General features: G+C 73.7%; 11 protein-coding genes. 4 read left to right on the top strand and 7 right to left on the bottom strand.

The window, feature by feature from the left end; genetic code table 11:
• Positions 1–128: 128 nt before the first annotated feature.
• Positions 129–371 carry a DUF397 domain-containing protein gene (locus UW392_RS63030; RefSeq protein ID WP_320784525.1) on the bottom strand — a complete coding sequence of 81 codons (243 nt, stop codon included), beginning with the start codon at positions 369–371 and terminating at the stop codon, positions 129–131.
• A 263-nt stretch (positions 372–634) separates the two neighbouring features.
• Here UW392_RS63030 and paaK point away from each other — a divergent pair, with 263 nt between their 5' ends.
• Complete coding sequence (gene paaK, locus UW392_RS63025) at positions 635–1,939, top strand: phenylacetate--CoA ligase PaaK (protein ID WP_320784524.1); 1,305 nt, start codon at positions 635–637, stop codon at positions 1,937–1,939.
• 35 nt (positions 1,940–1,974) lie between these two features.
• Here the strand turns inward: paaK and UW392_RS63020 are convergent, their stop codons facing one another.
• The gene (locus UW392_RS63020) at positions 1,975–2,787 is read right to left on the bottom strand and encodes an SAM-dependent methyltransferase (protein ID WP_320784523.1); all 813 of its coding nucleotides are present in this window, start codon (positions 2,785–2,787) and stop codon (positions 1,975–1,977) included.
• A gap of 122 nt (positions 2,788–2,909) precedes the next feature.
• Complete coding sequence (locus tag UW392_RS63015; protein WP_320784522.1) at positions 2,910–4,424, bottom strand: acyl-CoA synthetase; 1,515 nt, start codon at positions 4,422–4,424, stop codon at positions 2,910–2,912.
• A 237-nt stretch (positions 4,425–4,661) separates the two neighbouring features.
• Between UW392_RS63015 and UW392_RS63010 the strand changes: the two genes are divergently transcribed.
• Complete coding sequence (locus UW392_RS63010) at positions 4,662–6,485, top strand: serine hydrolase (RefSeq protein ID WP_320784521.1); 1,824 nt, start codon at positions 4,662–4,664, stop codon at positions 6,483–6,485.
• A 21-nt stretch (positions 6,486–6,506) separates the two neighbouring features.
• Here UW392_RS63010 and UW392_RS63005 read toward each other — a convergent pair whose 3' ends face one another.
• The 4 genes from UW392_RS63005 to UW392_RS62990 all read right to left on the bottom strand — a co-directional run bounded on the left by UW392_RS63005 (position 6,507) and on the right by UW392_RS62990 (position 11,367).
• Complete coding sequence (locus UW392_RS63005; protein WP_320784520.1) at positions 6,507–6,701, bottom strand: DUF2795 domain-containing protein; 195 nt, start codon at positions 6,699–6,701, stop codon at positions 6,507–6,509.
• A 109-nt stretch (positions 6,702–6,810) separates the two neighbouring features.
• Positions 6,811–8,385 carry an NAD(P)/FAD-dependent oxidoreductase gene (locus UW392_RS63000; protein ID WP_320784519.1) on the bottom strand — a complete coding sequence of 525 codons (1,575 nt, stop codon included), beginning with the start codon at positions 8,383–8,385 and terminating at the stop codon, positions 6,811–6,813.
• Positions 8,386–8,501: 116 nt separating this feature from the next.
• Positions 8,502–10,769, bottom strand: coding sequence for a serine/threonine-protein kinase (locus UW392_RS62995; protein ID WP_320784518.1), 2,268 nt, complete (start codon positions 10,767–10,769; stop codon positions 8,502–8,504).
• Positions 10,770–10,989: 220 nt separating this feature from the next.
• A complete protein-coding gene (locus tag UW392_RS62990; protein ID WP_320784517.1) occupies positions 10,990–11,367 on the bottom strand; it encodes a ferredoxin in 378 nt (125 codons plus the stop codon).
• 109 nt (positions 11,368–11,476) lie between these two features.
• Here UW392_RS62990 and UW392_RS62985 point away from each other — a divergent pair, with 109 nt between their 5' ends.
• Both UW392_RS62985 and UW392_RS62980 read left to right on the top strand, forming a co-directional pair.
• Positions 11,477–11,881, top strand: coding sequence for a ChaB family protein (locus UW392_RS62985; protein ID WP_320784516.1), 405 nt, complete (start codon positions 11,477–11,479; stop codon positions 11,879–11,881).
• 46 nt (positions 11,882–11,927) lie between these two features.
• The gene (locus UW392_RS62980) at positions 11,928–12,293 is read left to right on the top strand and encodes a DUF6479 family protein (RefSeq protein WP_320784515.1); all 366 of its coding nucleotides are present in this window, start codon (positions 11,928–11,930) and stop codon (positions 12,291–12,293) included.
• Positions 12,294–12,374 lie beyond the last annotated feature (81 nt).

The raw sequence follows: 12,374 nt of genomic DNA, 5'->3' as shown, positions 1-12,374 counted from the left end.
CGGCGGCCGGGCCCGGGCGGCGGCCGGCGAGGGACCGTCCGCCCCGGTGCGCTGCCGTACGACGGGGGTCGGCGCCCACCGCCGCCCGGGGCCGTCCCTCCTCGGGCCGCGCCGGGCCGGGGCCGGTCTCAGGTGAGGTCGAACTCGCCCTCGCGTGCGTCCGACATGAACGCGCCCCACTCGGCGGGGGTGAAGATCAAGGTAGGGCACTCGGGCCGGCCGCCGTTGCGCATCGCGATGAAGCCCTCGACGAAGGCGATCTGGACGTCGCCCCGCCCTCGGCTGCTGGAGCGCCACTCGGCGCCCGTGAGGTCCAGGTCAGGCTTGTTCCAGCCCGCGAGTGAGGGCTGCTCCATAGTCGTTTCGGCCACGTCCGTGCTCCTCCCGGTTCGTCGTCCGCCGCCAGACTAGCGATCGGTCTCCGCCGCCGACAGGCCGTGTGAGGGGGAGGTTCCCCGGGCGGGGCCGGGCGCCCGCGAGCCACGTCGGGTGCCGTCGCGACACCGGAAAAAGTGGGAGCCGCTCCCTTGCCCGGGACGGGGCCGGGCTGGGTTACTGATCTCCGGCACGTTCGACCGAATGATCGGTCGAACGGCCGTTGCGGTCGAGACGCGGACGGCGAGGGAGAGTTCCGATGGCGGGTGCGACGGGGCTGCTGGACGCCGGGGAACGGCTCGGCGCGCGGGAGTTGCGGGCCCTGCAGCTGGCGCGGCTGCGGGCCTCGCTGCTCCACGCCTACACGAATGTGCCGTTCTACCGGCAGGCGTTCGACGAAGCTGGGGTCCGCCCCGAGGACTGCCGGGAGCTCACTGATCTGGCCCGGTTCCCGTTCACCACCAAGGCGGACCTGCGGACGCAGTACCCGTACGGGATGTTCGCCGTGGAGCGGGAGCGGATCCGGCGCGTGCACGCGTCGAGCGGGACGACCGGGCGGCCCACCGTCGTCGGCTACACCGACAACGACCTCTCCCTGTGGTCCGACATGGTGGCCCGGTCGATCCGCGCGGCGGGCGGGCGGCCCGGTGACACCGTCCACGTGGCGTACGGGTACGGGCTGTTCACCGGCGGGCTCGGGGCGCACTACGGCGCCGAGCGGCTCGGGTGCACGGTCGTGCCCGCCTCCGGCGGCATGACCTCGCGCCAGGTGCGGCTGATCCAGGACCTGCGCCCCCGGATCATCATGGTGACGCCCTCGTACATGCTGACGCTGCTCGACGAGTTCGAGCGGCAGGGCGTGGATCCGCGCGGTACGTCACTGGAGGTGGGGCTCTTCGGGGCCGAGCCGTGGACCGAGGGGATGCGGCGCGAGATCGAGGAGCGGTGCGGGATCGACGCCGTCGACATATACGGGCTGTCGGAGGTCATCGGCCCGGGGGTCGCCCAGGAGTGCGTGGAGACCAAGGACGGGCTGCACGTCTGGGAGGACCACTTCCTGCCCGAGGTGGTGGACCCGGTGACGGGCGAGGTGCTGCCCGACGGCGAGCGGGGCGAACTCGTGTTCACCTCGCTCACCAAGGAGGCGATGCCCGTGGTCCGCTACCGGACGCGGGACCTGACGCGGCTGCTGCCGGGCACGGCCCGTACGTTCCGCCGGATGGAGAAGGTGACCGGGCGCAGCGACGACCTGGTGATCCTGCGCGGGGTGAACCTGTTCCCCACGCAGATCGAGGAGATCCTGCTGCGTACCGAGGGGGTCGCCCCGCACTTCCAGCTGCGTCTCACCCGGGAGGGCCGGCTGGACGCGCTGACCGTCCGGGCCGAGGCGCGCCCCGGGGCCACGGCGGGGACCAGGGACGCGGCGGCCCGGTCCGTCGCGGCGGCCGTGAAGGACGGCATCGGTGTCTCGGTCGCCGTCGAGATCGTCGATCCGGAGACACTGGAGCGGTCGGTGGGGAAGATCAGGCGCATCGTGGACCTGCGGCCGCGCGAGGAGGTCTGAGCGCCCGCCTCGCGGGGCCGCGGTCCGCGGGCGGGTCAGGGCTTGCGGCCCACTCCGCCGTGCTGGCCGATGGCCACCGGGTCGGTGCCGGGCTCCGGGCGCCACAGCGGCACCGAGACGATGCCGGGCTCGACGATCTCCAGGCCCTCGAAGAACGCCTCTATCCTGTCCACGGGCCGCAGGAAGTACCCGACCGCGCCCGTCTCGTTGTACGCGTCCTGGGCCTGCTCGTAGTCGGGGTCGGTGCCGCGCGAGCCGTCGTTGACGCACAGGTAGCTGCCGGACGGCAGGGCGTCCAGCAGCCGGCTCACCAGCGCGCGGGCGCCGTCGTAGTCCTCGAGGTGGCCGAGGATGCCGCTGAGGATGAGGGCGATGGGCTGGTCGAAGTCGAGCGTCTTCGCGGCGACCTCGAGGATGCGGTCCGTGTCGAACACGTCGGCGTCCACGTAGGACGTGGCGCCCTCGGGAGCGGAGTAGAGCAGGGCGCGGGCGTGCGCGAGGACCATCGGGTCGTTGTCGACGTAGACGATGCGGGACTCCGGCGCGTACCGCTGGGCGACCTCGTGGGTGTTGTCCTTGGTCGGCAGGCCCGTCCCGACGTCGAGGAACTGGCGGACGCCGGCCTCCTCGACCAGGTAGCGGATGCTGCGGCCGAGGAAGGCGCGGCTGCTGCGGGCGACGGTCACGATGCCGGGGAAGACGGCGGTGTAGGCGTCGCCGGCCGCCTCGTCCACGGGGTAGTTGTCCTTGCCGCCCAGCCAGTAGTTCCAGATCCTGGCCGAGTGCGGCACCGAGGTGTCGATCCTCTCCTTGGCCGCCGCTTCCGGGGTGATCGCTTGGTCGCTCATGGGCCTGTCCCTCAACCGGTACGTGCAGGGTCGCGGACAACGGGCGGGCCAACGTCCGAGCATGGCGCACCAGTTGACGCCTGCACACCAGTTGTCACAGGGGTGATACTAAGCCTCACCAGTCACTGCGAGGTGAACCGGTCCCGCAGCTCTCGTTTCAGGATCTTCCCGCTCGCGTTGCGCGGCAGCTCGTCCACGAACAGGACGCGCTTGGGCACCTTGAAGCCGGAGAGCTTCTCGCGGGCGTGGGCGAGCAGTTCGGCCTCGGTGACGTCCCCGCGCGGGACGACCACCGCGGCCACCGCCTCGATCCACTTCTCGTCGGGCAGCCCGATCACGGCCGCCTCGGCGACCCGCTCGTGCGTGTAGAGGACGTCCTCCACCTGGCGCGAAGCGACCAGCACGCCACCGGAGTTGATGACGTCCTTCACCCGGTCGACGATCGTGTAGTAGCCCTCGGCGTCCCGCACCGCCAGGTCCCCGGAGCGGAACCAGCCGTCGCGGAAGGCCTCGGCGGTCTCCTCCGGCTTCTCCCAGTAGCCCTGGCACAGCTGCGGGGAGCGGTAGACGATCTCGCCCGGCTGCCCGTCGGGGACGTCCGCGCCCGACTCGTCGACGACCCGCGCCTCGACGAACAGCACCGGCCGGCCGCAGGAGTCCATGCGCCCCCGGTGCTCGTGCGGTCCGAGGACCATGGCGAGCGGGCCGATCTCGCTCTGCCCGAAGCAGTTGTGGAAGGCCAGCCCCGGCAGCCGCTCCCGCAGCCGTTCGAGGACCGGCACCGGCATGATCGACGCTCCGTAGTACGCCTTGCGCAGCCCGCTCAGGTCGCGGGTGGCGAAGTCCGGGCGGCCGGCCAGGGCGATCCACACGGTGGGCGGCGCGAACAGGCTGTCGGCGACACCCTCCTCGACCAGGTCGAGGAGGGTGTCGCCGTCGGGCGCGTCCAGGACGGTGTTCTCGGCGCCCACCGCCAGGTAGGGCAGCAGGAAGACGTGCATCTGCGCCGAGTGGTACAGCGGCAGCGCGTGCACGGGCCGGTCGCCGGCCTGGAGGTCGAGGGCGGTGATCGCGCTCAGGTACTCGTGCACCAGCGCGCGGTGCGTCATCATCGCGCCCTTGGGCAGCGCGGTGGTGCCCGAGGTGTACAGCAGTTGCGCCAGGTCCTCGGCGCGCGGCTCCTCCCCCGCCGGCGGCGCGTACGGCTGGGCCGTGGCGAGCCGGGCGAGCAGCGAGTCGCCGGTGTCGCGCAGCGCCAGGGCGCGCGTCCCGCCGGGCAGCCGGTCGGCCAGGTCCGGGTCGGTGAGGACGAGCGCGCTGCCGGACTGGCCGAGGAGGTACACCAGGTCGTCGCCGGTCAGGTTCTGGTTGACGGGGACGTGTACGAGTCCGGCCCGCGCGCAGGCCAGGAAGGCGATCAGGTACGCGTCCGAGTTGTGGCCGTAGGCGCCGACGCGGTCGCCGGGGGCGAGCCCGGAGTCGCGCAGCACCCGGGCCGCGCGGGAGACGGCGTCGTCCAGTTCGGCGTAGGTCCAGGAGCGGGTGGCGTAGTGGAGGGCGACGCGGGCGGGGGTCCGCCGGGCGCTGCGCCTGAGGACTCCGTCCACCGTGACCTCGTGCCCGGCCGCAACCGTCATACCGCGCTCCCTCGTCCCGCCGTCCTGCTGTGATCCTCGTGCGGCCGGACGAGCGGGGTCAAGCATCCGGGGCTCACCCGGCATCGCGGCGCGACCGCACGCGCGACGCAGCACACCGCAGACGCACCGTCCGTGGCATTGACACATGCCGTACTTGACATGAAAGTTTCAACCCGTTGGACGAGATCGGACGAACCCGGGAAGTCGCTGCCGGCCGGCACCGCGGGAGGCCATTCCATGAGTGGAACCGAGACCGGAACGACGCGGGGCGGGCCGCCGAGCCGTCGGCAGCTGGGCCGGGGGCTGCTCGCCCTGGGCGGCGCGCTGACCGTGGCGCCCTTCCCCGCCGGACCGGCCGCGGCGGTCGACAACCATGGTGGAGCCCGTGGTGGCGACGGCCGCGGTGGCGGCGCCCGCCGCACCCTCCGGCACGGTTCCGCCGAACGCGCCGGGCTGCTCTCCGGCCATCTGCGGCGGCTCGTCGCGGACGCGGAGCAGTTCCTCGGCCCTTCCCCCGTCCACCCCTGGTACGCGGGTGCCGTCCTGCTCGCCGGACGCGGCTCCACGGTGGCGCTGCACCGGCCGATCGGGACGGCGGTGCGCTACCGGGCGTACGACGAGAGAACCGACACGGGTGTCGAGCTCCCCGCGTCGGAACGCATCCCGATGCGCAGGGACACCGTCTTCGACCTGGCCTCGGTGTCGAAGCTGTTCACCTCGATCCTCGCCGTGCAGCAGATCGAGCGCGGCACGCTGGAGCTGCGGGCCCCGGTCGCCTCGTACGTGCCGGAGTTCGCCGCCGCGGGCAAGCAGGACGTCACGGTCCGCCAGCTGCTCACCCACACCTCGGGGTTCCGCTCCTGGCTGCCGCTGTACGGGGAACCCACGCACGAGGGGAAGCTGCGGCTCGTCCTCGACGAGGCACCGGTCAGCTCGCCGGGTTCCGCGTACCTCTACTCGGACCTCAACCTCATCTCCCTCCAGCTGGTGCTGGAGCGGATCACGGGACGCTCCCTGGACGTCCTGCTGCACGAGGAGATCACCGCCCCGCTCGGCATGCGCCGCACCCGTTACAACCCGCCCGCCTCCTGGCGGCCGCGCATCGCGGCGACGGAGGACTCCCGTCCGCCGTGGTCGGGCCTCGACCGCGGGTTGGTGTGGGGCGAGGTGCACGACGAGAACGCCTTCGCCCTCGGCGGGGTCGCGGGCCACGCGGGCGTCTTCTCGACCGCCTGGGACCTCGCGGTGCTCGGCCGGACCCTGCTCGACGGCGGCGTGTACGGCGGGGCGCGCATCCTGCGGCCGGAGTCGGTGGAGCTGATGTTCACCGACTTCAACACCGGCTTCCCCGGCGACGAGCACGGGCTCGGCTTCGAGCTGTACCAGCACTGGTACATGGGGGCGATGGCCACGCCGCGCACCGCGGGCCACACCGGTTTCACGGGCACCTCGCTGGTGCTCGACCCGACGACCGACTCCTTCCTGGTCGTCCTCGGCAACTCGGTGCACCCGGTGCGCACCTGGCGGTCCGGCTCGGCCCCGCGCGTCGTGGCGGCGGACCACCTGGCGCGGGCCGTCCCCGTGCGCCCCGCCCAAGGCCGCGCGTCCTGGTTCTCCGGCACGGCGAACGGCACCACGGCGACCCTCGCGCTGCCGCCGCTCGACCTGACCGGTGCCCGCCCCCGGCTGCGCTGCGCCCTGTGGTGGGACACGGAGCCGCGCGCGGACGCCCTCTTCCTGGAGGCCTCCACGGACGGGGGCGGCACGTGGCGGCCGGTGCCCTTCACGACCGTCCGCCCGGGGCAGGCCCCCTCGGCAAACCCGGACGGTTCGGTGACCGGATGGTCGGGCCGGGTCTGGCACCGGGTCGCCGCCGAGCTGCCACGGTCGCCCGGGACCGTGCTGCGCTGGCGGTACACGACCGACCGGCTGTACGGGGGCCGGGGCGCGTACGTGGACGGGCTGCGCGTCCTCGACGGCGACGCGGTCGTCTTCGACGGGGCGCGCCCGGCGGACGCCGGGCGCGTGGAGGCTACGGGCTGGAGCCTGTCGGCAGATTGAACGTCCGCCGGCACACGCCTGTCACTTGTCGTTGAAGACGGCCTTCGTCACCTCGTTCGGGCCGTCGAAGTGCTCCGTCTTGAGTTCGTCGAGGCGGCTGACGACCTTGTCCTCGGCCTTGTTCTTGCGGGCGCAGTCCACCAGCGCCTTCTTGTCCGTCGGGTAGTCCATGCCCTTGAGGGCCTTCTGCACGTCGATGGGGCTGAGCTCGGCCATGGCTTGCTTCTCCCTGTGGGGCGCATGTCGGGTCACATCCGGACATGACGCGGTACCCAGCACGCACCGTACGAACCATGCGGCCGGAGGACTCGGAGCCGGCGTCACCTCACCGGCCGAGCACCGCCATCGCCGCGTTGTGGCCCGGCACCCCGCTGACCGCGCCGCCCCGCACCGCGCCCGCCCCGCACAGCAGTACGTTCGCGTGACGGGTCGCCACGCCCCAGCGGCCGGTGCCCTCCTGCGCGTACGGCCAGGACAGCTCGCCGTGGAAGATGTTGCCGCCGGGCAGTCGCAGGTCGCGGTCCAGGTCGAGCGGGGTCTTCGCCTCGACGCAGGGGCGGCCGTCGGCGTCGGTGGCCAGGCAGTCGGCGATCGGCTCGGCGAGGTGCGCGTCCAGTTGCGCGAGGGTGGACCGCAGCAGCTCCTCGCGGGTGCCGTCGTTGTCGCGGGCGAACAGCCGGGCCGGAGTGTGCAGCCCGAAGAGGGTGAGCGTCTGGTAGCCGCGCCCGGCGAGTTCCGGGCCGAGGATGCTCGGGTCGGTGAGGGAGTGACAGTAGATCTCGGAGGGCGGCGCCCCGGGCAGCCGCCCTGCCGCCGCCTGGGCGTGGGCGGCCGCCAGCTGCTCGTACCCCTCGGCGACGTGGAAGGTGCCGGTGAACGCCTCGCGCGGGTCGACGGAGGGGTCGCGGAGTCTCGGCAGCCGCGTGAGCAGCATGTTCACCTTCAGCTGGGCGCCCTCGGCGGGGGCGGGCGGTTCGTCGTCGGTCAGGGCGGCCAGTTCCCGGGGCGAGGCGCCCACCAGCACGTGCCGGGCGGCGGCCGTGCCCGCCCCGTCCGCCGTGCGGTACGTGACCTCGGCGGTCCGCCCGTCGGTGGCGATGCGCACCGCCTCGTGCCCGGTGGCGAGGACGGCGCCGGCCTTCCGCGCGGCGGCGGCCAGCGCGTCCGTGAGCGCGCCCATGCCGCCGACGGGCACGTCCCAGTCGCCCGTCCCGCCGCCGATCACGTGGTACAGGAAGCAGCGGTTCTGCGCCAGGGAGGGGTCGTGGGCGTCGGCGAAGGTGCCGATCAGGGCGTCGGTGAGGACGACACCGCGGACCAGGTCGTCGGCGAAGTGCTCCTCGATCGCCACGCCGACGGGCTCCTCGAAGAGCATGCGCCAGGCGTCCTCGTCACCGATCCGGGTGCGCAGTTCGTCCCGGGTGGGCAGCGGCCGCGTCAGGGTCGGGAACACCCGTTCGGCGACCTGGCCCGTCATGCCGTAGAAGCGCCGCCAGGCCTCGTACTCGCGGTCCGACCCGGTCAGCCGCGCGAACGCCGCCCGGGTGCGCCGCGCGCCGCCGCCCACGAGCAGCCCGGTGGGCCGTCCGGCGCGCTCGGCGGGCGTGTACGAGGAGACCGGGCGCCGCAGCAGCCGGAGGCCCAGGCCGAGGTCGCGCACGATCTTCCGCGGCAACAGGCTGACCAGGTAGGAGTAGCGCGACAGGCGCGCGTCGACGCCCGGGAAGGGCCGCGCGGAGACGGCGGCGCCGCCGGTGGCGGCCAGCCGTTCCAGCAGGAGCACGGACCGCCCGGCGCGGGCGAGGTAGGCGGCGGCGACCAGTCCGTTGTGGCCCCCGCCGACGATCACGACGTCGTAAGGGCGGCGCTCGACGGTTCCCTCGGCCGGCTTAGTCACCATGGTCGCTTCGGCCACTCCCGCCCTCCCGGCCACTCCCATCCTTCCGGCCCCCGGTCACTCCCGCCCTCCCGGTCGTAGGCAACCCGGGTCCTTGGTAGCACGCCCCGAGCCGGCTGTCAGTGGCCGCCCGGAGCGCGCTCCTGCCAGGCCGCCACCCTCCGGTACAGCTCCGCGGCCTCCTGGCCGTGCCCGAGCCGCTCCAGGCAGTGCGCCTCGTCGTTGCGGCTGGCGAGCGCGTCGGGGTGGCCCGCGCCGAGGACGCGTGTCCGGGCGTCGGCCACCCGCCGGTACTCGGTGAGGGCGTCGGCCCAGCGCCCCAGCCACCCGAGTCCCACGGCGACCTCGCGGCGGCTGACCAGGGTGTCCGGGTGGTCCGGGCCAAGGACGTGCTCGCGTGTCGCGCACACGTCGCGGGACTCGGCGAGCGCCTCCTCCCAGCGGCCGAGCCGGCCGAGGTTGACGCCGAGGCCGTGGCGGGCACGGAGGGTCTCGGTGTGGGTGGGTCCCTGGACGCGGGTGCGGTCGTCGACGAGGTCCCGGTAGAGCGTCAGGGCCTCGGCGCTGCGGCCGAGCCGGCCGAGGCTGATGCCGACCTCGTAGCGGGCGGAGAGGGTGTCGGGGTGGTCGGGACCGAGCGCGCGGGCGCGGGCCCCGGCGACCTCCTGGTACCCGTGCAGCGCCTCCGGCCAGCGGCCCGACTGGCCCAGCAGGTAGGCGACCTCGTACCGGGTGACGAGCGTGTCGGGGTGGTCCGGGCCGAGCACCCGCGCGCGGGCGGCGGCCACCTCGGACGCCATCGCGCAGGAGTCCTCCAGGCGGCCCAGCCGGCTGAGGTTGAAGGCGAGGTTGTGGCGGCAGCGGAGGGTGTCCGGGTGGTCGGGACCCATGACGCGGGTCCGGACGGCGAGCACGGAGGTGTACGCCTGGTGGGCCTCGAAGTGGCGGCCCAGCCTGCCGAGGGCGTAGGCCGTCTCCTGGCGGGCGGCGAGCGTATCGGGGTGCTCGGGGCCGAGGACCCGCTCCCGGGCGCGGGCGACGTGCTCGTACTCGCGCAGTGCGTCGGCGGGTCGGCCGGTGCGGCCGAGGGTGAAGCCGACCTCGTAGCGGCTGGTGAGGGTGTCGGGGTGGTCGGGGCCGAGGGCGTGCTCGCGTTCGGCGGCGACCACGCGGTGCACCTCGCCCGCCTCCGCCCAGCGGCCGAGACGGCCCAGGCCGATGCCCGCGTCGTGCCGTCCCGCCAGGGCGGTGAGCAGTGCGAGCGACGGGGCGGGCCGTTCGGGGACGAGCTGCTCGGCGCGACCGGTGGCGGGGCGGGCGATCCACTCACCGCTGAGGCCCGCGGAGGGGTCCGGCGGGGTGGTGCGCAGCCCGGCACCGGTCGCCTTGTGCCCGGTGGTCATGCCTCGCGTCCAGGACGGAAGGCGGGACGCCCGGGAGGGTTCCTGGCTCGAGCGCGGCCGGGGCATGGGCGTCACGGGGTACGACACGGCCGTCACGGGGTACGGCACGGCCGTCGGCACGGGGGCGGGGGCGCCGCTGCGTTCCTCGCCGAGTCGGCGTTCCAGTTCGCCGGCGTCCCGGGGGCGTCGGTCGGGCTCCTTGGCGAGCAGGTCGAGGATGATCCGCTCCAGGTACCCGGGCAGCTCGGCCCGGTGGCCGCGCGGCGGCTCGGGCGGGGTGTCCCGGTGGCCGACGAGGACGGCCCACGCGTCGTCGAGGTCGAAGGGCGGCACCCCGGTGGCGATCTCGTAGAGCACACAGCCGAACGAGTACAGGTCGCTGCGGTGGTCGACCGGGTCGCCGCCGATCTGCTCGGGGGACATGTAGTGCGGGGTGCCCATGGCGATGCCGGTGCCGGTGAGCCGGGAGGTGAGGCCGATGTCGTGGCCGAGCCGGGCGATGCCGAAGTCACATATCTTCACCGTGCCGTCGGTGAGCCACATGATGTTGGCGGGTTTGAGGTCCCGGTGCACGATGCCCTGCCGGTGGGTGTACGCCAGGGCGGCGGCGCCCTGCCCGGCGATGTCCACGACGTCGGCGACGGGCAGCGGATGGTGCCGGTTGTCCGCGAGGAGCTGGCTGAGGTCGCGGCCCTCCAGCAGCTCCATCACGAGGTACAGCACGCCGTCCGCCTCGCCGAAGTCGTGCACGACGGTGACCCCGCGGTGCTGGAGCGCGGCGGCGACCCGGGCCTCGCGGCGGAACCGCTCCCTGAGCACCCGGGCGAAGGTGTGACCGGACTGCGGCTGCCCCGGCTTGAGGAACTTCACGGCGACCTGCCGCCCCAGGGACTCGTCCCGCGCGCGCCACACCTCGCCCATCCCGCCGCGCCCGATCCGGTCGAGCAACCGGTACCGGCCCTGGATCAGTCTGGAGTCCGCCATCGCCTGCGACCGCCCCCCGGTGTGTCCGGCCCCGCCCCAGCCCGTCCAGTATGGCGGCGTGTGCTCCGGGTTCGTACGGTGCCGGACGGGAAGCGTGGTGGCGCGGGCCGCCCCCGGGTCGCGATGGCGGGCGTCGGACGGCGGGCGCCGGGCGTACGGGGGAGAGGCGTGCGGAGCCAGGCGTACGGGGATCAGGCGTGCGGGGTCGGGCGTGCGGGGGTCAGGCGTCCAGCGTCGCCAGGAAGTCGGTGCAGGCCTGGGCGCATTCGCGGCACGCCTTCGCGCCGTCCTCCGCACCGGGGTGCTCGTCGAAGGCCTGCGCGGTCTCCAGGCACACGGTGCGGCACCACTCCACCTGCGCGCGGAGGGTGGCCTCGTCCTGCCCCGCCTGTTCGGAGAGCATCCGGCACGTCGCGTCGCACACCTCGGCGCACATGATGCCCTTGCGCCGTACGCGTTCCTGGTCGGTGGACCCGTCCGGATCCACGAGGCTGGCGCGCAGCGCACAGGCCCGCGCGCACTCGGTGCACGCCTGCGCACATGCGAAGCGGTCCTCGAGGAAGCGGAAGAGTTCCTGCTGGGAAGTCGTTGAGGTCACACCGGGCGGGTAGCCGTGGCGGCTTACACCAAACCGGCGCTCGCCGCATCTGTTTTCGCGGAATACGGCCGGGCACCCGTGCACACCCCGGTACAGGAGGTGAGCGGTCATGCCCGGACGGCAGGAGCTGCCCTCGACCTTGCAGCGCTCCCCCGAGGAGGCCCGGCGCACCTGGATCGCGGCGCACGACGCGGCGGTCGGCAGTTACGGCGAGGGCGAGCGCGCCCACCGCGTCGCCTACGGTGCGCTCAAGCACTCGTACGAGAAGGTCGGTGACCACTGGGAACGCAAGGAGGGCGGCCGCCGGGGCCCCTCGGACCCGCGGTCCGCGCGGCCCCGGCGACAGGGCGGGCGCAGCGGTGAGGGTGTCGACGAGGACGCGTCCAAGCAGCACCTCTACGAGGTCGCCCGGCGGCTCGGCATAGGCGGGCGGTCACGGATGACGAAGCCGGAGCTGCTCGACGCGATCCGCCGGGCGAACCGTTCGCAGACGCGCATCGCCCGGGAGAAGTAAACCGGAAGCACTGGTTCGGCGGTGCGGCCACGGGTACTCGCGTCGCATGAACACGGAACTGATGGATCTCGCCGTGAACCGGGATCACATGATCGGTATAGGCCCGTTCGTGGCCGGACTGGTCGTGGTGGCGGTGCTGATCGGTGCCCTCTTTCTGGGCAGGCGGATCTGGCGCCGTGAGCTGCCACGGCCCTTGCCCGAGGAGCAGCCCAAGCTGCCCGACGGCGGGCCGGTGTACGAGGAGAGCATGTGCCGGGAGCCGGACGAGATGCCGCAGAGCGACACTCGGACACTCCCGCACGATCTGCACGGCTTCGGCAACTCCTCCTCGCGGCCCAGCGGGAACGCCCGGCACCGCTGGAGCAACGGCGGCAGCGGTTCCTTCGGCAGCGGCGGACTGGGCGCCCACTGACGGGCACGCTCCCCACGGGGCGCACCCGGCGTCGACGACGGCCGTGCCGGTGCCCGGCACGGCCGGAAGGGCCCGCTCGTG

This window comes from Streptomyces sp. CRN 30 (assembly GCF_034105845.1).
This window is presented reverse-complemented; position numbering and strand designations above follow the sequence as displayed.

Coding starts and splice junctions, on each gene's coding strand:
- UW392_RS63005 (WP_320784520.1), bottom strand. CDS start 6,701: ATGGCCGAGCTCAGCCCCATCGACGTGCAGAAGGCCCTCAAGGGCATG.
- paaK (WP_320784524.1), top strand. CDS start 635: ATGGCGGGTGCGACGGGGCTGCTGGACGCCGGGGAACGGCTCGGCGCG.
- UW392_RS63010 (WP_320784521.1), top strand. CDS start 4,662: ATGAGTGGAACCGAGACCGGAACGACGCGGGGCGGGCCGCCGAGCCGT.
- UW392_RS62980 (WP_320784515.1), top strand. CDS start 11,928: ATGAACACGGAACTGATGGATCTCGCCGTGAACCGGGATCACATGATC.
- UW392_RS63015 (WP_320784522.1), bottom strand. CDS start 4,424: ATGACGGTTGCGGCCGGGCACGAGGTCACGGTGGACGGAGTCCTCAGG.
- UW392_RS63000 (WP_320784519.1), bottom strand. CDS start 8,385: ATGGTGACTAAGCCGGCCGAGGGAACCGTCGAGCGCCGCCCTTACGAC.
- UW392_RS62995 (WP_320784518.1), bottom strand. CDS start 10,769: ATGGCGGACTCCAGACTGATCCAGGGCCGGTACCGGTTGCTCGACCGG.
- UW392_RS62985 (WP_320784516.1), top strand. CDS start 11,477: ATGCCCGGACGGCAGGAGCTGCCCTCGACCTTGCAGCGCTCCCCCGAG.
- UW392_RS63020 (WP_320784523.1), bottom strand. CDS start 2,787: ATGAGCGACCAAGCGATCACCCCGGAAGCGGCGGCCAAGGAGAGGATC.